The sequence below is a fragment of the Variovorax sp. CCNWLW225 genome (genome assembly GCF_037204045.1).
Taxonomy (GTDB): Bacteria; Pseudomonadota; Gammaproteobacteria; order Burkholderiales; family Burkholderiaceae_C; genus Variovorax.
The window spans coordinates 241005-259024 of the sequence record NZ_JBBCBV010000001.1 but is presented as its reverse complement, the minus strand read 5'-3'; the positions used below and the strand labels follow the sequence as shown (position 1 = coordinate 259024).

The following is an 18020-nucleotide window of genomic DNA, read 5'->3' as shown; positions in this document are numbered from 1 at the left end:
AGCTTACCCCCGGCACCGTGCGCTGCAGCCGGTCGCGCTAGGCCCTGCGAAAGAGCAGCACCGAGTTGGTCCCGCCGAAAGCGAACGAGTTGCTGATGGCGGCCTGGAGTTCAGGCGCGGCGGTTTCGCCGGGCTTGACCAGGTTCAGGCTGCAAGCGGGATCGATCTCGCTGCAGTGCGCGTTGGGCGGCAACTGGCGCCGAAGCAGCGCAAGCACGGTGATGACGGCCTCGACCGCACCGGCGGCGCCGAGCATGTGCCCGTGCAGCGCCTTGGTGGAGCTGACGCGCAGATGTTCAAGGTCGTCGCCCCAGACCTCCGCGAGCGCGTTGCGCTCGACCACGTCGCCGATGCGCGTGGCCGTGCCGTGCGCGTTGCAGTAGCCCACGTCGCGCGGCTGCAGGCCGGCCTGGCGCAGGGCGGCGCGCAATGCGCGGGCCTGCCCGGGGGCGTCGGGCTTGGTGAGGTGCGTCGCGTCGCTGCTGAGGCCCCAGCCCGCGAGCGTGGCGTAGCTGCGGGCGCCGCGGCGGCGGGCGCGCTCGGCCGATTCGAGCACGATGAACGCCGCGCCCTCGCCGAGCGCAAACCCGTTGCGGTCGGCCGCGAAGGGGCGCACGGCGCCGGCTGCTTCGCCGGGCTGGAAGGTGGCCAGCGTCTGCATGGCCTGCCATGCCAGCACGACGCCCGGCACGATGAGTGCCTCGCTGCCGCCGGCAATCGCCAGGTCGACTTCGCCGCGTTGAATGGCCTTGGCGGCTTCGGCAATGGCCACCGACGACGAGGCGCAGGCGACCGAATAGGTGAGCACCGGCCCCTGCACACCGTTGCGCATGGCCACGTGCGCCGCAGGAGCGTTGGGCATGAAAGCCGGAATGGTGAGCGGCGGCACGCGCATGCCGCCGCGGTAGGCCGCCTCGAGCGCCGCGGCGCCGCCCATGCCGCAGCCGGCGTAGACGCCGATGCGCTCCGGGTCGGCGTCTGCGCGGTCGAAGCCCGCATCCTGCAGCGCGAGATCGGCGGCGGCCACCGCAAGCTGGCTGACGCGGTCGACGCCGGCGAGCTGCAGCTTGGTGAACCAGCGTGTTTCGTCGAAAGCCACGGTGGCCGCGGCGGCCGGTTTGGGCAGGTCGGGAAAGATCGGGCGGATGGCCGACTGGCCATCCTGCAGCGCCTGGAACAGCGCATCGGGCTCGCCGCCGTGCGGCGCCATGACGCCCAGGCCGGTGACGTAGACCTCGTGGTTCACGCTGCCTTCGCGGCCCTGACCTTGTCGACGAGCAGCGCCAGTTCGCCCAGCGTGTCGATGTTCGCGTCGTCGTCGGGCATGGTGATGCCGAAGTGGTCTTCGATGGCAAACAGGAACTCGGCCAGCGCGAGCGAGTCGAGTCCGCCGGTGTCGCGCATCGATGCGTTGGGATCGAGCTTCGACGGTTCGATACCGTACTTCTCGTGGATCAGGTCCTGCAATTCCTTCAGCGAACTCATCGTGCGATGCCTGTTGTCGTGTGCCGGCCGCTGATCGATCGCCACCCCTCAGGGTGCTCCATGGGATCGACCCCTTCCTCGCTCGGCGTGTGGGTCAGTGATGGCCAATGATATCCGCTCCCACCAAAGTAGTCGGCCGGTTCCGGTAGGCCGGCCGCCATCGCAGGGAGGGGAGCGCAAAGGCCGTTCCCAGCAGCGCGCCGGCCACTGCGTCGAGCACCACGTGCTGCTTCACGGCTAGTGTCGAGTAGGCAATGGCGGCAAACCAGATCCAGTTGACCACACGCAGAAAGACTGGCGTGCGCGCCTCGCGCAGCACGTGGTCCAGGCGTATGGCCGTGAAGATGGCCACGGCCACGTGCATCGAGGGGCAGGCGTTGCCCGCAGCATCCACGCCCTGCAGCATCGCAAAGCCCGGGTAGCCCGACACATCGATGGTGAGCGGCGGTATTTGCGTGGGCCAGAAGTAGAAGAGGCCCAGGCCCGTGAGGCACAGCGCGCCGATCCACAGTCCGTAGACCACCAGTTCCCGAAAGCCCAGTTGCAGTCCGGGCGCAATGCCGACATAGAACCAGAGCGAGAGGTAGGCGCCCAGCGTATAGGGCTGGAACGGTATCAGGTGGTCCAGCGCCGTGAGCGGCATCACCGTGACCGGGTACGCCGGGTTGCGCAGCAGATGGAAATAGCCGATGAAGAAGAGCCAGGTGAAGGCCGTGGTGCCGATCGCCTTGAGCCAGAAGAGGGAGCGGATGCGCTCGCCGATGTCTGCGGTCCAGGTCAGGGGGCGGTGCGATCGGGAAATGGGCGCCATGGGGCAGGTCGGTCGGGTCCGTGGTTTCTTGGGCCCGCCGATCTTGCCAGAGCGCCATGACGGCGCCATGCGGCTGAAGCGATTGCAGCGGGTCAGGCGAGCGCGGCCGATCGCTTCCGGTGCTGGAACGAGGTTGGCGAGCGCCCCGTCGCTGCCTTGAACATGGCGCAGAACGCGCTGTCGGTCGCATAGCCGCTGGCCGCGGCCACCTGGCTCACGGCCATGCCGCGCGCCAGCAGCGGCAGCGCATGCGCCATCACGGCCTGCTGCCGCCATTGCTGCCAGCTCATGCCGAGCTGGTCGCGAAAGAGCCGCGCCACGGTGCGCTCGCTCGCGCCGATGGCGGCGGCGCGCTCGGCCAGCGTGGCCCGGTCGGCGGGGTTGCGCAGCAGCGCTTCGCAGAGCTGGCGCAGCCGCTTGTCGGTGGGCAGCGGCACGTCGATGCGTATCTGGGTGGCACGCTCCAGCTCGTCGACGAGCAGCGGGGCGATCATGCGTTCGCGCTGCGGTGCATGCGGATCGGCGGGCGGCAGGCCATCGGGCGTGGTGTCGAGCGCGAGCATCAGCGCGCGCAGCAAGGGACTGATTTCGAGCACCTCGCACTTTTCCCATGGCGGGCCGAGCCAGGCATGCAGATAAACGGTGCGCAGCTCGGCATCCTCGATCAGCATGATGCTGTGCGGCATGTTGGCCGGCACCCAGACCGCGCGGGAGGGCGGCACGATGTAGCTGCCGTCCTGCGTGCTGAGCCGGATCACGCCGCGGGTCGAGAAGGTGAGTTGCGGCCAGGGGTGCTGATGCAGTTCGACGAAGGTGTCTGCGCTCAGGAAATGTTCCTTGGCGCGCAGCGGACGCACCGCGTCGGGTGCGTAGAGGTGCGGCGTGAGCGAGGCGACGCTGGTGACCGGTGCCACGTTCGGGCCGCGTGGCTTGGCGGCGCGCGGGCTTGTGGAATCGGTTGAAAAAGAGGTGGAAACGGCGCTTGGCATGGTTTCGACAAATGTTGTCGCTGTATCGCCATTCTGCCGCGACCTGCGGGCATAGCATCGGTGCCTGCCCGGTTTTTTGTAGCAATCCATGTCTTCAACTTCCTCCCCGACAGCCACCCCTTCCACCAGCCTGCGCAGCGATGCCCAGCTGATCGGCCTCGTCGGCCTGGCCCATGCCATCAGCCACTTCAGCCAGCTGATCCTGGCGCCGCTGTTCCCCTGGCTGAAGGACGCGTTCAACGTGAGCTACACCGAGCTTGGCGCGGTGCTGACGGTGTTCTTCGTGGTTTCGTGCGTCGTGCAGGCGGCCTCGGGCTTCATCGTCGACAAGCTCGGTCCGCGGCCGGTGCTCTTCGTGGGGCTTGGGGCGCTGGCGCTGGCGGCTTTCGGCTATGCCATGGCCCAGAGCTACTGGATGCTGCTGGCCTGCGCGATCGTGGGCGGCATCGGCAACGGCGTGTTCCACCCGGTCGACTACACGCTCTTCAACCGCAAGGTCGCGCCGACGCGGCTCGGCCATGCGTATAGCGTGCACGGTATCACCGGCAGCTTGGGCTGGGCGCTGGCACCGGCTTTCGTGGTGCCGATTGCCATCGCCTTTTCTTGGCGCGTGGCGCTGGCATCGGCAGGTGCGCTGGCCATCGTGGTGCTGCTGGTGCTCTGGGTTTACCGCAGCGTGCTGTCGCTCGATGTGAAGGCGGTGCAAAAAGCCACCGGCCACGGCGAGCCCGCGCCCATCGGCGGCGAGTTCGACTTTCTGCGCATTCCGGCCGTGTGGATGTGCTTCGGCTTCTTCTTTTTGTATGCCGTCGTGATCAGCGTGGTGCAGACCTTCGCGCCGGTGGCGGCGGGCCATCTGCACGCGGTGCCGGTGGCGCTGGTGGCGGTTTGCCTGACGGTGTACATGGTGGCCAGCGCGGCCGGCATGGTGGCGGGCGGCTTTCTCGCTTCCGATCCGTCGCGCTGCGAGCGCATCGTGGGAACGGGCTTCGGCATTGCGGCGGCCGTGGCGCTGGTGCTGGCCTTTGCGCAGTTTCCGCCGGTGCTGGTGCCGGTGCTGTTCGGCGTGATGGGTTTCGTGTCCGGCGTGGCCGGGCCTTCGCGCGACCTGCTGGTCAAGCGATCGACGCCGCCCAACGCCACGGGGCGCGTCTACGGCGTGGTGTATGCGGGCCTCGATATCGGCCAGGCGCTGGCGCCGCTGGTGTTCGGGCGGCTCATGGACCATGCCCAGTACACGAGCGTGATCGTCGGCCTGGCGCTGGTGCAGGGCGTGCTGATTGCCAGTGCCTTCAATGTGACGAAGGTGCGCCGCACGGCACTGGTGCCGGCCTCGGCCTGACGCGTCGGGCGCCGCCAACATGGCGGTAAGCATGCGGTCGATATCATCGGCCGCATGCAGGCCTTGTATGTGTATGTGATCGCCGGCGCCGTGCTGGCGGGCTTTGTGCAGGGCCTGTCCGGTTTTGCGTTCGGCCTGGTGGCCATGTCGGTCTGGGCCTGGACCCTGGAGCCGCAACTGGCCGCCGTGCTTTCGCTGTTCGGCGCGCTCACCGGCCAGGTGATTGCGGCGGTCACGGTGCGCCGCGCTTTCGACAGGCATGTGCTGTGGCCCTTCGTGCTCGGCGGGCTGGTCGGCGTGCCTTTCGGCGTGTGGCTGCTGCCGCACCTCGATCTGGTGCTCTTCAAGGTTTGCCTCGGCGTGCTGCTGGTGCTGTGGTGTCCTGCCATGCTGATGTCGCAGCACCTGCCAAAGGTGACCTTCGGCGGACGAATCGCCGACGGCATCGCGGGAACCATCGGCGGCGCCATGGCGGGCATCGGCGGCTTCTCGGGCACCATTCCCACGCTCTGGTGCACCTTGCGCGGCTTCCAGCGCGACACGCAGCGCGCGGTGATCCAGAACTTCAATCTTTCGATGCTGCTGGTGGCGTTTGCAATCCACCTGGCGACCGGCAGCATCGGCCGTTCGATGGTGCCGCTGCTGGGCGTGGTGGCGCTCGCCGTCGCGGTGCCGGTGCTCTTGGGCGCGCGGCTCTACATCGGCATCAGCGAGGCGGCGTTCCGCAAACTGGTGCTGGGGCTGCTGACAGCCTCTGGCGTGGCGATGCTGGCCTCGGGCGTGCCTGCACTGCTGCAGCGCGGCTGAACCGCGGGCTTGCGTCTCTACGCAGTCGGCAAAATCTCGCGCACGCGCGCCCATGGCCGGCACATCAGCGTGCCGCGCGGTGAGACCACGATGGGCCGCTGCAGCAAGATGGGGTGGGCGACGATGAAGTCGAACAACTGGTCGTCGGTCCATTTCGGGTCGGCCAGCTTCAGCTCTTCATAAGGCGCTTCCTTCGTGCGCAACAGGTCGCGCACGCCCATGCCCATGGCCTTTGCCAAATCGCGCAGCTTCCTCTTCGATGGCGGTGTTTCCAGGTAGAGAACGATCTCGGGTTCCACGCCGCTCTCGCGGATCAAGCCCAGCACGTTGCGCGACGTGCTGCAGTTGGGCTTGTGGAAGATGGTCATCGGATACGCAGTGGTCGGGGTGCGTGCGGTCATACGTCGTCGTCAGTCTTTCTGCACCTGCGGGTCCAGCGAAAAAGGAAAGCGCTCCGCCCAGAAATCGGCCAGCCGGGGATCGGCGTCCACGCGCCGCACCACCTGGGCCATGCGCGGCGCCACGCGGTAGAAGCGCTTTCGATGCGGCGTCCAGCGCGACAGCACGGTCACGTAGAGGTCGAGCATGCTGATCTTCTCGCCGAGCAGGTAGGGCGCGGGTTCGTCGATCTGCGTGTCCATCAGGTGCCAGCAGTGCGCAATGCGCTCGGCCGAACGTTCGAGCATCGCGGGCTGGGCTGCAGGGTCGGGCGTGAGGCGCGTGGGATCGTCGCGTACCCAGTACAGCGAATAGATGGCCGCCGGCAGGTAGACCATCCAGCGCAGATAGCGCGCGCGCAGCGGATCGTTGGGCGCGGGGCAAAGCCCCGCCTCCGGATAACGATCGCCAAGCCAGATCAGGATGGCCGCGCTCTCGGTCATTACCTCGCCCGAAGGCAGCACGAGTGCGGGCACCTGGCGCATCGGGTTGATGCCCGACACGCGCTCGCGCTCGGATTCGCCCTCCCACGGAGAGACGTCGACGGTGTCGACCTGCGCACCGATCAGCGTCAACGCCGCATGAACGGGCGTGGCGCCGGAACCGGGCGCACCGTAGAGGGTGTAGCGGTCGTTCGAAGGAGCGGATGAAAAAGTCATCCGCCCAGATTACTGCAGCAGCCTGCCGCTTGTCACGCGGTGGCCAGCAGCGCGTCGACCTTCTTCAGGCCTTCGAGGGTCTTCACGCAGGCCTCGGCCACTTCGGTGCCCTTGACGGCAAAGTGGCGGTGGAAGTACTTGCGATGCTCCACATGCTCATGGAAATGGTGCGGCGTGAGCACGGCCGAGAAAATCGGCACGTCGGTTTCGAGCTGCAGCGACATCAGCGTGCTGACCACGGTGCTGGCCACGAACTCGTGGCGGTAGATGCCGCCATCCACCACCAGCGCGCAGCCCACGATGGCGGCGTACTTGCCCGAGTTGGCAAGCCGTTTGGCGTGCAGCGGAATCTCGAAGGCGCCGGGTACATCGAACACGTCGATGAGGTCGCGCGCCACGCCGAGCCGTTCCATTTCGGCAAGAAAGGCGTCCCGCGCCTGGTGGACGATGTCGGAATGCCACTGCGCCTCGACAAAGGCGATGCGCTCGCCGCGCGGATTGCCCGACGCGTTGATGGCGGAAAGGGGAAGGTCGTTGATCTGACTCATGGTGTGCCTCTTGAAAGCAGGTTTCCTGAATCAGGGCGCACGAAACCGCACGCCAGACCACGCGCCATTGCACCGGAGACGGCAAAGCACGCGGGCCAGCCCGCATTTTCGCGCTCTCTTTCATCCGGACTGTGACCGTCGGCTTCGGAATTGCACCGAAATCTGCTGACCCCGCAGCCTGTTTGTTGCAGGCCGCGGGCGCTCGCGGGCTCGTGCGGTTCATCTCTCGAAGAAGCCGCCATTACCGCCGGTGGGGAGTTTCACCCCGCCCTGAGAACGCTTGCCGTCCGGCATGCCGGGCGACGCCGCGATTCTAGGAGCGGGCGCCGACATGGGTTGTCGCCCGCGCGCCAGACCTTCTGCGACGCGGGGATTTTCTTTGCAGACGACCGCGGTTCAGCGCTTCATGAGGAACTGCGTCATGCGCTGCAACTCGTCGTCCAGCGCCGCACTGAAGGCCGCATCGCGCGGCTTGCGGTCGACATAGCCGAACGCAGGATGCAACCGGCCTTCAGGTGCGGTGACGTTGGCCCAGCCTATGACTCGGTCGTGCCACAGCATCGGCAGTGCGTAGTAGCCGAACCGCCGCTGGGGCGCCGGCGTGTAGGCCTCGAACTTGTATGTCCAACCCCACAGCAGCTCGAAGCGGCGGCGGTCCCACACCACGGGGTCGAACGGTGCGAGCAGGCGCACTTCATCATCAGGCGCGTGGCGGCGCGAGGCCGGGTTCTCGCTGGCCGGCCAATACCAGGTGGTGCCGTCGATGCGGCAGCTAGCAAGCTCTTCACGTGCAAGGCGCAATGCGGCCTGGGTCTGCGCCGAGAGATGCGGCGCGCCGTACCCGAGTAACCGCACTAGGTACGTCAGGCTCGCAGCCGGCAGCGGTGCGTATTTGCGCACCACCAGGTCGATGAGCGCGGCGGCGCGTTGGGCACGGCCGGAGGGGCTTTCGTCGGCGGGCGCATGCGTAACGGCTTCGTAAACACGCGTGCCGCTGTCGCGCCGCACCACGCGCAGCATGCCGCGATAGTGCAGCCCGTCCAGCAGCCGCGTCGTCGCATTGCTGAAGCCGCCCCAGTAGTTCTTGACGCTGCCATGTGCAAAGTGCTGTTCGACTTCACGCGGATGCACCGGCCCGCGCTCGCGCACGAAGGCCAGCACATCGGCTGCCTTGCGGCGGGTATCCGCGTCCCATGGCTGCCTGGGTTCGCGCGGATGCATCAGCGCCAAGTGCTCGCGCGGAAGAAAACCGTAGTTGACGAGGCAGTCTTCCTCGATGGCCAGGCGCGTGTAGCGGCTTTCAAGATCGCCCGCGCGGTAGTCTTTTACGCGGTGGCGCAGCGTCAGGTCTTGCGCGCGTGCAGGGGCTCGGATCGGGTCTGCCTGAACAAAGCCGAGCTGGCGGATCGCGCCGGGGAGGGTGGTGGGCTTGAAGAGCGTGCGGGCAATTGCATAGCGACGCAGGTCGTCGAGGGTCGGGGTAGCCATGGGCGAATTGCAGCACAAGTGGCTGTTTTTCGTAGCGCTGCTGTTTCGGGGCGCGCACCCGCCTACGGGGTACCTTACTCCGCGAATGTCCCCCGGCCTGCGGCCTCCTCCTTTATTTCGCTGCGCAAGGCACCCCGCCAGCGGGTGCGAGTTCAGAGCACTGGTTGATCAGCCGTACACCAGCGGCGTGCCCAGGTGCACAGGGCATCGGGTGCTCCGCGCAGCGAAATAAAGGAGGAGGGGCGCAGCCCCGGGGGACATTCGCGGAGGGGAGTACCCGGTGGCCTTTGCACAAGCCCTGAACACGACCCCGAATGCGCCCACAGGCAAAAAAATTCAAACAGCCTTCTTATGCCGTTCAATACACACATCGAGCGTCTCGTCACCGCTCCGCTGCCACCAGTCGAGGTTCGAAAAGATCTCGACTTCGCTGAACCCCGCAAAGCCCGCCTCTTCGACCCAGCCGCGGATTTTCTTGAGTTCCACGACGCCGTCGCCCATCATTCCGCGGTCAGACAGCAAGTCGCGTGTCGGCGTGAGCCAGTCGCAGACGTGGTACGCCAGCAGGCGCTCGCGGCCGGCGCGGGCGATCTGCTGCTGCAACTTCGGGTCCCACCACACGTGATAGATGTCCAGCGCCACGCCCAGCATGCCGCTCTTGCCCGCATCGAGCTCGTCGCAAATGTCCAGTGCATGTTCGAGCGTGTTGATGCAGGCGCGGTCGGCTGCTTGCATGGGGTGCAACGGCTCGATGGCGAGCGGCATGCCGACTTCGCGGGCGTACTCCAGCGAGGCGGCGATGCCGTCGCGCACTTCGCCGCGCGCACGGCCGATGTCCTTGTAGGCCGCTTTGCCGTCGAGCGCGCCGGGCAGCGCGCCGACCACCAGCACCAGGCACGGGGCGTTCAACGTCTTGGCCTCGTCGATGGCGCGGCGGTTGTCGTCCAGCGCTGCCTTCAGGCCTGCCGCATCGGGCGCGGGAAAGAAGCCCCCGCGGCAGTAGCCCGAGAGATCGATGCCGTGCGTCTTCAACTGCTTCGCGATCTTGTCGAGCCCGACGGCGGCCACCTGGTCGCGCCAGGGGCTGATCGCACGGATGCCGCGTTCGGCGCACTGGTCGATGATGCGGTCCAGCGGCACCTCGGCGCCCGACTGCTTGCGGATGGTCGCCGTATTGATCGACAGCCAGTCGTGGTTCTGGGAGAAATCGCGCATGGGTCAGTGCCCGCCCGGCCGCCCGAAGGGCACTGAACGCCCCCTCGGGGGGCAGCGATACACGAAGTGATGAGCGTGGGGGCGCATGACTAGCCTTCCACGCCGTGCAGCGCGAGCAATGTCTTCATGCGCCGCACCGCCAGTTCCGGCTGCTCCAGCAGGTTGGCCGCATCGGCCAGCCGGAACAACTCGGCAAAGTGCTGCAGCGACCGCGTGCTCTGCTGGCCGCCCACCATCGCGAAGTGCTTCTGGTGGCCGTTGAGCCAGGCCATGAACACCACGCCGGTCTTGTAGAAGCGCGTGGGCGCCGCAAAGATGTGGCGCGACAGCGGCACCGTGGGGCCGAGAATCGCGTGGAACTTCTCGGTGTTGCCTTGCGCCAGCGCGCCCAGCGCCGCACTTGCTGCGGGCGCGATCGCGTCGAAGATACCCAGCAGCGCATCGCTCTTGCCGTGCGTTGGCTCGCTGCCGAAGCCGTCGCCGGCAATCAGCTCGGCGTAATTGAAGTCGTCGCCGGTATACATGCGAACACCTGCTGGCAGGCGGCGGCGCATGGCGATTTCCTTGTCCTTGTCGAGCAGCGAAATCTTGATGCCGTCCACCTTGTGCGGATGCGCGGCAATCACGGCGAGGGCCGTGTCCATCGCTGCGTCCACATCCTTGTTGCCCCAGTAGCCCGCAAGGGCCGGGTCGAACATGTCGCCGAGCCAGTGCAACACCACCGGCTGTTTGGCCTGGCTCAGGATGCGGTCGTACACGCGCTCGTAGTCGGCGGGGCTCTTCGCCACGCGGGCGAGGGCGCGGCTGGCCATGACGATCAGCTTGCCGCCAAGCGCCTCGATGGCGGCCATCTGCTCTTCGTAGCCGCGGATCACGTCGTCGACGCTCTTCACGTCGTCGATGTTCAGGTGGTCGGTGCCGCAGCCCGAAGCCACCAGCGCGCCGGGCACGTCCTTCGCCGCGTCGAGCGAACGGCGGATGAGCTCCAGCGAGGTCGGCCAGTCCAGGCCCATGCCGCGCTGCGCGGTGTCCATGGCTTCTGCCACGCCCAAGCCCAGCGAGAACAAATGGCGGCGGTAGGCGATGGTGGTGTCCCAGTCGACTGCAGCGTGCAGCCACGGGTCCACCGCGGCCAGCGGATCGGCCACCACGTGTGCGGCCGAATAGGCGATGCGGTTGAACTTGACGCCCGCTTCGGGCTTGACCGGCGCGGTGCCGCGCAGGGCGTACGGTGCGAGCGAGCCGCTCGCGGTGGGAAGGGTCAGCGAAAATGCCATGCTGCCTGCCTCAGACTTTCAGCGCGGGCACGTCGATCCAGCGGCGTTCCTTCCACGACTCGAGCGCGGCCTCGACCAGCTGCACGCCCTTGGCGCCTTCAGGCAGCGTCCACTTGTAGGGCTCGTTCTCGACCACGTGGCGAATGAAGTGCTCCCACTGGATCTTGAAGCCGTTGTCGTACGCCTGCGAATCCGGAATCTCCTGCCACTGGTCGAAGAAATTCATCATCTGCTTCTCGTCCGGGTTCCACACCGGGCGCGGCGTGGCCACGCGCGACTGGGCGCGGCAGCTCGACAGGCCCGCCACGGCCGAGCCGTCGGTGCCGTCGACATGGAAGGTCACGAGGTCGTCGCGGCGCACGCGCGTGACCCAGCTCATGTTGATCTGCGCAATGACCGGCTCGCCGTTGTGGCCGGTGAGCTCGCAGGTGGCGTAGGCGGCGTCGTCGGCGGTGGCCTCATAAGGCTTGCCGGCTTCGTCCCAGCGCTTGGGAATGTGGGTGGCGCCCAGGCACGACACCGACTTGACCTCGCCGAACAAGTTGTCCAGCACATAGCGCCAGTGGCACATCATGTCCAGGATCATGCCGCCGCCGTCTTCCTTGCGGTAGTTCCAGCTCGGGCGCTGAATGGGTTGCAGGTCGCCCTCGAACACCCAGTAGCCGAACTCCAGGCGCACGCTGAGCATGCGGCCGAAGAAGCCCGCGCGGCGCAGCATGTCGAGCTTGCGCAGGCCTGGCAGGAACAGTTTGTCCTGCACTGCGCCGTGCTTCAGGCCCGAGCCTTCGGCCAGGCGAGCGATTTTGACCGCTTCGTTCAGGTTGGTGGCAATCGGCTTCTCGCAGTACACGTGCTTGCCGGCGCGGATGGCCTTGGCCAGCAGCGTGGGGCGCATCTGCGTGGTGCCGGCGTCGAAGAAGATGGTGTCTTCCTTGTTGGCCAGCGCCGCGTCCAGGTCTGTGCCCCAGCGCGCGATGTTGTGCGTCTTGGCAAGCGCTTCCATCTTCTCGGCGTTGCGGCCGATGAGGATCGGGTCGGGCATGACCTTGTCGCCGTTCGACAGCGTGACGCCGCCTTGTGCGCGGATCGCGCAGATCGAGCGGATCAGATGCTGGTTCATGCCCATGCGTCCGGTGACGCCGTGCATGATGATTCCGAGTCGTTGTGTAGCCATGTCTTCAGCCGAAAAAGAGTTGGGGAGAAAAGGGAGAAAGAAGAGGGCGGATTACTGCGCGGGCGTCAGGCCGGCAGCCTTGACCAACGCCGCGTTGGTCTTGATTTCGTCCTTGATGTAGGCGTCGAACTGCTCGGGCTTGAGCGTCCATGCATCGGCGCCCAGCTTCAGGAAGCGTTCCTTGACCTCGGGCGAAGCAAGCGCCTTCGCCACTTCGTCGTGCAGCCGGTTGACGATGTCGCGCGGCGTTTTGGCCGGCGCCATCATGCCGATCCAGAAGTTGAACTCGGAGCCCGGCACACCGGCTTCGGCCGTGGTCGGCACATCGGGCAGGGCGGCCGCGCGCTTGGGCGAACCGACCGCCAGCGCCAGCAGCTGGCCGTCCTTGATCTGGCCGATGACCGGCGCGATCGGCGAGAAGTAGTAGTCGACCCGGCCCGACAGCACTTCGGTCACGGCCTCTGCCGAGCCCTTGAACGGAATGTTGGTGGCGTCGATCTTCGCGGCCAGCTTGAACTTCTCGGCGTTGAGGTGGGTGGCGCTGCCCTGGCCTGCCGATGCGAAGTTGATGGTGCCGGGCTTGGCCTTGGCTGCCGCGACCAGCTCCTGCAGCGTCTTGATGTTCTTCGACGGCGAGATCACCAGCGCATTGGGCAGCGACGAGATGGGCGTGACGGCGGCAAAGTCGTTGACCGTGTCGAACGGGAGCTTTGCGAAGGTGGACGGGCTCACCGTGTGCGACGACGAGTGAATCATGATCGTGTAGCCGTCCGGCGCGGCCGTGGCCACGGCCTGTTGGCCGATGGTGCCGCTGGCGCCGCCGCGGTTGTCCACGACCAGTGTCTGGCCCATGCTCTGGCCCATCTTGTCCGCGATGGCCCGGGCAATGATGTCCGTGGTGCTGCCGGCCGCGAACGGCACGATCACGCGAATGGGCTTGTTGGGATACCCGTTTTGCGCCGATGCAAGCCCTGGCATCAAGGCGGCGAGGCAGGTGAGCGTGGCGAGTGCAGTGGTGCGTACAAGTTGCTTCATGGTTGTCTCCGTGCGGTCGGGCCGCCTTGTCTTGATCGATTAATTCACCAATAAGTGAATTAGACAATTCTAGGAAGGCTGGCGCCGCGGCGCAACCGCCGCTGATTGGTAAATACCCGGAGATGGAGGAAGGGCGCCCGAAGGCTCAGTGCAGCACGTAGCCCAGCACGAGATCGGTCATATGCGAGAGGCGCTGCGCCATCGCCTTGGGCGCGCGCAGGTCACGACCGAAGACGGCCGAGAGCGTGTGGTTGTTCGACAGGTAGAAGTAGCACAGCGAGGCGATCGAGATGTAGAGCTGCACCGGGTCGACGCCGGCACGGAACAGCTTGTCGCGCTTGCCACGCTCCAGCACGGTGTCGAGCAGTTGCACCAGCGGCGAGTTCATTTCCTGGATGCGCTCGGAGCGCTTGAGGTGCGCGGCGCAATGCAGGTTCTCGCTGTTGAGCAGCGTGATGAACTCGGGATGCTCGAGGTAGTAGTGCCAGGTGAAGGAGACCAGTTGGCGGATGGCCTCGACCGGATCGATCTCGTCCAGGTGCAGCTGCTGCTCGGCCTCGCGGATGTCGGCATAGGTGCGCTCGAGCACCGCCAGGAACAGGTCGTCCTTGCTGCCGAAGTAATAGTAGATGAGGCGCTTGTTCAGCCCCGCGCGCGCGGCGATGCTGTCCATGCGGGCGCCGGCCAGGCCCCGTTGCGCAAACTCGTCGCGTGCCGACGCAAGAATGGCCAGCTGCGAGCGATCGGCATCGCGGGAGCGCGGCTCGATGGCTTCGGGTGGGGAATCTTTCGCGGCTTTCATCGCACGAATTTAACCATTTGGTGAATTAACGCAAGGCGTTGGGAGCGGGCGCACATAATTCCGAAGACATTTGCAGCTGAGGTTCGACTTCTCATGAGTACATCACAACCCGCCGGCCACCTGATCGTCGAATGCCTGGTCGAGCAGGGCATGGAGATCGCGTTCGGCGTTCCGGGCGAAAGCTTTCTTGCCGTGCTCGACGGCTTTCACGCCTACCGCGATCGCGCGCGGTTCATCGTCAATCGCCAGGAGGGCGGCGCCGCATTCATGGCGGAGGCGCACGGCAAGCTCACGGGGCGGCCGGGCGTGTGCTTCGTCACCCGCGGGCCGGGGGCCACGAATGCCTCCATCGGCGTGCACAACGCTTTCCAGGATTCCACGCCGATGGTGCTGTTCGTCGGCGACGTGGGCAGCGACTTTCGCGACCGGGAAGCCTTCCAGGAAGTGGACTACGGCAGCTTCTTCGGGCCGAGCACCAAGGGCTTTGCCAAGCGCGTGGAGCGCATCGACGACGCGGATCGCATCCCTGAGTACGTGGCGCGCGCGTTTTCTACAGCGATGAACGGAAGGCCCGGACCGGTGGTGCTGGTGCTGCCTGAAGACATGCTGCGCACGCGGACCGCGTCGCGCCCGCTGCCGCGCGTGGATGCCGTTCAGCCCTGGAGCGACCCCGGCTCACTGCGCACCTTGCGCGAGTTGCTGCTTCAGTCGCAGCGGCCGCTGGTGATTGCGGGCGGCGGCGGCTGGACGACGCAGGCCGCGCAGGCGCTGCAGCGCTTTGCCGAGAACTGGCGGCTACCCGTTGCCAATGCGTTCCGCTTTCAGGACACCTTCGACAACCATCATCCGCTCTACGCGGGCGACGTCGGCATTGCCATCAATCCCAAGCTCGCGCAGCGCGTGAAGGACAGCGACCTGATCATTGCCATCGGCCCGCGGCTGGGTGAGATGACGACCGGCGGCTACACGTTGCTGGAAGCGCCGAAGGCCAGGCAGAAGCTGGTGCACATCCACGCGAGCGCGGAGGAGCTCAACCGCGTCTACCAGGCCGACCTGGCCATCAACGCCGGCATGAGCGCCGCGGCACGCAGCCTCGAGGTGCTGAGTGCGCCCAATACCTTGCCGTGGGAGGAGTGGGCCGCGCAGGCGCACGCGGACTACGAAGCGAACCTGGAGCCGCAGGCGCTCGCGGGCATGCCGGCTGAAACGCCGCGCGGTCCGGTCGACATGGCGGAGGTGGTCGCGCTGCTGCAGAAGCACCTGCCGCCGGATGCGGCCATCACCAACGGGGCCGGCAACTTTGCGAGCTGGGTGCACCGCTATTTCCGATATCACGGGCTTGCCAAGGGCAGCAAGACGCAGCTGGCGCCCACCAGCGGCGCCATGGGCTATGGCGTGCCAGCGGGCATTGCGGCCAACCTTGCGACCGGCCGGGTGGCCTTCACGATTGCGGGCGACGGCGATTTTCTGATGACGGGGCAAGAGCTCGCTACGGCCTCGCAGCATGGCGGCAAGAGCATCATCGTGCTGCTGAACAACGGCATGTTCGGCACCATCCGCATGCACCAGGAGCGCGAATATCCGGAACGCACGAGCGGCACTGCCCTCCGCAACCCCGACTTCTGCGGCCTGGCGCGGGCCTATGGCTATGCCGCCGAACGCGTGACGGAAACCGCACAGTTCGAAGCCGCGCTGCTGCGCGCACTGGCGGCCGATACGGGCACACTGATCGAAATTCCGCTGGACCCCGAGGTGATCACGACGCGCGGCACGCTGGCGTCGATCACGCGTGCGGCGCAGGCGCGGGGCTGAACGAGCAGGGCGCGCCGAGCGCCGCGCGCGGCGAAAAAAAAGCCGGCATGTGCCGGCTTTTTGATTCGGGAGCGCGATGAACGCGCAGTACCCGAGCGCTTACTTGACGTGCTTGCCGATCAGCGCGGCCAGTTCGAACATCGACACTTGCGGCTTGCCGAAGATTTCCTTCAGCTTGGCGTCGGCGTTGATGTTGCGCTTGTTGGCCTTGTCTTGAAGGTTGTTCTTCTTGATGTAGTCCCACAGCTTGCTCACGACTGCGGTGCGCGGCAGAGGCGTCGAACCGACCACAGCGGCGAGTGCCGGGCTGGGGGTCAGGGCCTTCATGAACGCGGCGTTGGGCGTGCGCTTCTTGGCGGGAGCGGCCTTCTTTGCAGGAGCCTTCTTCGCCGGTGCAGCCTTCTTCGCAGGAGCAGCCTTCTTTGCGGGAGCTGCCTTCTTCGCCGGTGCGGCCTTCTTCGCAGGAGCCGCAGCCTTCTTGGCGGGAGCGGCCTTCTTTGCCGGAGCTTTCTTGGCCGGAGCCTTCTTTGCAGTTGCCATGGTTGATTTCCTTTTTTGGTTGAACAGTCACCAATGAAAAACTTGCGTCTCCAGTGGCATTGCGGATGCTAAAGGAGAAAAAACGCGTTTCCAAGGGAAAAAGAGCTTTTTTCATTGGGAGTTGTTGTTTTTTCAGAGGGGAGAACCCGAGGTTTTCACCTCCGGCGTTCAGGCCAGGTGGCCAGCACCACACCAATGAGCGCGAGCGCGAATGCAAAGAGCTGTGCTGCGGAGAGGCTTTCGCCCAGCACAAGCACGCCCACAAGGGCCGCGCTCACAGGCAGCATCACCGCGAAAACACCGGCTTGCGCAGCGGGCACATGGCGCAGGCCCGTCATCCAGAGCCACACGGTCCAGATGCTTGCTGCGAGTGCGTAGACAACGAGCAAGGCCCAGGTGCCGATGCGCACCGCCGAGAAGTCGAACTGCAGTGCGAACCAGATGCCGAAGGGCATCGACAGAACGAAGCCCCAGAGGTTGATGAGCGACGAGATCCGCTTGGGCCCCAGGTGGCCGGTGAGCGACTTGCCGATCACCGCGTAGGCTGTCTCGCAAAGCACGGCGCAGAACACGAGCAGGTTGCCAAGCCAGGGCATCGATGTGGGCGCCCTGCCGTCTGTGCTTGCCGGTGCGTGCGCGGGCGTGAGGGCCAGCAAGCCAATGCCGAGTGCGGCGCAACCGATGGCAAGGCCGATGCGCACCGTGATGCGTTCGCGCAGGAAGAGCCAACTCGCCACCGCCACGGCCGCAGGAATGGACGCCATGATCACGCCCGCGGACACCGCGCTGGTGAGGCTCACGCCGAACAGCATGAAGATCGAGAACAGGAAATTGCCGAGGAACGACTCCAGGAAGACGAGGCCGCGTGTGCGCGCGCTCATGGGCGCTTCGTCCGGCGCGCGTCGAAGCCAATGCGGCATGGCCAGTGCTGCGATGCCGAACCGCAGCCATGCGAGCAGCAGCACCGGAAAGGCCGCCACCAGCGGTTTGGAAAGGGCGACGTAGCCGCCGACGAGCGACATGCTCAAGGCCAGGCAGCCATAGGCCACAAGACGGCTGGAGGCGGGAGCGGCGGTGTTCAATAGACTGGACGGCTTGTTGGGAACGATGGATTCAATGATGCCGCAATCGCTGAGTTTCGATGGCGCACCGGCCGTGCGCACACCAGGCCATGTCTTCGTCTACGGCACCCTGCGCCGCGGCGGGCGCAACGACATCGCGCGCTTTCGGCCTGAACCGATCCATGTGGCCGACGCCGCCATCCCCGGCACCTTGTACGACCTGGGCGCATATCCCGGTTTGGTGCTGAACGGAAAAGGACGCGTGCTGGGCGAGATCTACCGCATCGAGCCCGAGGTGGAGGCGGCGCTAGACGTGCTCGAGGAAGTTGCGGACGACGACTCCGGCGAATACATCAAGCGACGTGTGACGGTGGATGCCGGAACCGGGCAGTTCGAATGCCTGGTCTACGAAATCCATCCGAATCGGATCAATGGGCGTGCGGTGATTGGCAGCGGGGACTGGATTGCGCATGCCGCTGCCAAGTGAGTGATATGAGTGGGCTGCCGCGATGGCTTTTCACAGCTGAAGCGGTGATT

At 66.1% G+C, this 18020-nt stretch carries 19 protein-coding genes and 1 riboswitch; of the genes, 4 read left to right on the top strand and 15 right to left on the bottom strand.

From position 1 onward, the window contains the following. Positions 1-37: 37 nt before the first annotated feature. The 4 genes from V9L20_RS01310 to V9L20_RS01295 all read right to left on the bottom strand — a co-directional run bounded on the left by V9L20_RS01310 (position 38) and on the right by V9L20_RS01295 (position 3285). Positions 38-1246 carry a beta-ketoacyl-[acyl-carrier-protein] synthase family protein gene (locus tag V9L20_RS01310; protein ID WP_337295198.1) on the bottom strand — a complete coding sequence of 403 codons (1209 nt, stop codon included), beginning with the start codon at positions 1244-1246 and terminating at the stop codon, positions 38-40. Next, entirely contained in the window at positions 1243-1485 is a 243-nt protein-coding gene (locus tag V9L20_RS01305) for an acyl carrier protein (RefSeq protein WP_337295197.1), read from the bottom strand. Before V9L20_RS01305 ends, V9L20_RS01310 begins: the two co-directional genes overlap by 4 nt. Before the next feature lie 94 nt (positions 1486-1579). Next, positions 1580-2296, bottom strand: coding sequence for a phosphatase PAP2 family protein (locus tag V9L20_RS01300; RefSeq protein ID WP_337295196.1), 717 nt, complete (start codon positions 2294-2296; stop codon positions 1580-1582). 92 nt (positions 2297-2388) lie between these two features. Further along, positions 2389-3285 (bottom strand): AraC family transcriptional regulator, encoded by an 897-nt coding sequence (locus V9L20_RS01295; protein WP_258505336.1) that lies wholly within the window; start codon positions 3283-3285, stop codon positions 2389-2391. Between the two features lie 88 nt (positions 3286-3373). Between V9L20_RS01295 and V9L20_RS01290 the strand changes: the two genes are divergently transcribed. Together V9L20_RS01290 and V9L20_RS01285 are read left to right on the top strand one after the other, a co-directional pair. Then, positions 3374-4627: an MFS transporter gene (locus V9L20_RS01290; protein ID WP_258505337.1), complete on the top strand. Its 1254-nt coding sequence runs from the start codon at positions 3374-3376 to the stop codon at positions 4625-4627. Positions 4628-4681: 54 nt separating this feature from the next. After that, the gene (locus V9L20_RS01285) at positions 4682-5434 is read left to right on the top strand and encodes a sulfite exporter TauE/SafE family protein (protein ID WP_337295195.1); all 753 of its coding nucleotides are present in this window, start codon (positions 4682-4684) and stop codon (positions 5432-5434) included. A gap of 17 nt (positions 5435-5451) precedes the next feature. On the opposite strand, the gene arsC is transcribed toward V9L20_RS01285, so the two are convergent. The 9 genes from arsC to V9L20_RS01240 all read right to left on the bottom strand — a co-directional run bounded on the left by arsC (position 5452) and on the right by V9L20_RS01240 (position 14070). Beyond that, positions 5452-5835, bottom strand: a complete 384-nt coding sequence (arsC, locus tag V9L20_RS01280) for an arsenate reductase (glutaredoxin) (protein WP_337295194.1) — start codon at positions 5833-5835, stop codon at positions 5452-5454. A gap of 9 nt (positions 5836-5844) precedes the next feature. Further along, on the bottom strand, positions 5845-6531 hold the full coding sequence (locus V9L20_RS01275) for a glutathione S-transferase family protein (protein WP_337295193.1): 687 nt from the start codon (positions 6529-6531) through the stop codon (positions 5845-5847). A gap of 32 nt (positions 6532-6563) precedes the next feature. Then, positions 6564-7079, bottom strand: coding sequence for a 6,7-dimethyl-8-ribityllumazine synthase (locus V9L20_RS01270; RefSeq protein ID WP_258505341.1), 516 nt, complete (start codon positions 7077-7079; stop codon positions 6564-6566). A gap of 108 nt (positions 7080-7187) precedes the next feature. Continuing rightward, positions 7188-7361, bottom strand: a riboswitch (FMN riboswitch). Between the two features lie 114 nt (positions 7362-7475). Continuing rightward, on the bottom strand, positions 7476-8567 hold the full coding sequence (locus V9L20_RS01265; RefSeq protein WP_337295192.1) for a DNA glycosylase AlkZ-like family protein: 1092 nt from the start codon (positions 8565-8567) through the stop codon (positions 7476-7478). A gap of 336 nt (positions 8568-8903) precedes the next feature. Beyond that, positions 8904-9782, bottom strand: coding sequence for a sugar phosphate isomerase/epimerase family protein (locus V9L20_RS01260; RefSeq protein WP_337295191.1), 879 nt, complete (start codon positions 9780-9782; stop codon positions 8904-8906). 89 nt (positions 9783-9871) lie between these two features. Next, positions 9872-11059, bottom strand: coding sequence for a dihydrodipicolinate synthase family protein (locus tag V9L20_RS01255; protein ID WP_337295190.1), 1188 nt, complete (start codon positions 11057-11059; stop codon positions 9872-9874). A 10-nt stretch (positions 11060-11069) separates the two neighbouring features. Further along, positions 11070-12233: a Gfo/Idh/MocA family protein gene (locus V9L20_RS01250; RefSeq protein WP_337295189.1), complete on the bottom strand. Its 1164-nt coding sequence runs from the start codon at positions 12231-12233 to the stop codon at positions 11070-11072. Positions 12234-12284: 51 nt separating this feature from the next. After that, positions 12285-13268 carry a tripartite tricarboxylate transporter substrate binding protein gene (locus tag V9L20_RS01245; RefSeq protein WP_337295188.1) on the bottom strand — a complete coding sequence of 328 codons (984 nt, stop codon included), beginning with the start codon at positions 13266-13268 and terminating at the stop codon, positions 12285-12287. Between the two features lie 145 nt (positions 13269-13413). Then, positions 13414-14070 carry a TetR/AcrR family transcriptional regulator gene (locus V9L20_RS01240; protein WP_126748897.1) on the bottom strand — a complete coding sequence of 219 codons (657 nt, stop codon included), beginning with the start codon at positions 14068-14070 and terminating at the stop codon, positions 13414-13416. A 93-nt stretch (positions 14071-14163) separates the two neighbouring features. Here V9L20_RS01240 and V9L20_RS01235 point away from each other — a divergent pair, with 93 nt between their 5' ends. Then, entirely contained in the window at positions 14164-15882 is a 1719-nt protein-coding gene (locus V9L20_RS01235) for a thiamine pyrophosphate-binding protein (RefSeq protein ID WP_337295187.1), read from the top strand. 99 nt (positions 15883-15981) lie between these two features. Here V9L20_RS01235 and V9L20_RS01230 read toward each other — a convergent pair whose 3' ends face one another. After that, positions 15982-16422 (bottom strand): SWIB/MDM2 domain-containing protein, encoded by a 441-nt coding sequence (locus V9L20_RS01230; RefSeq protein ID WP_019653319.1) that lies wholly within the window; start codon positions 16420-16422, stop codon positions 15982-15984. 155 nt (positions 16423-16577) lie between these two features. Beyond that, positions 16578-17504, bottom strand: a complete 927-nt coding sequence (locus V9L20_RS01225; protein ID WP_337295186.1) for a DMT family transporter — start codon at positions 17502-17504, stop codon at positions 16578-16580. A gap of 37 nt (positions 17505-17541) precedes the next feature. On the opposite strand from V9L20_RS01225, the gene V9L20_RS01220 reads away from it, so the two are divergent. Beyond that, positions 17542-17970 carry a gamma-glutamylcyclotransferase family protein gene (locus tag V9L20_RS01220; RefSeq protein ID WP_443098540.1) on the top strand — a complete coding sequence of 143 codons (429 nt, stop codon included), beginning with the start codon at positions 17542-17544 and terminating at the stop codon, positions 17968-17970. Positions 17971-18020: the final 50 nt, after the last annotated feature.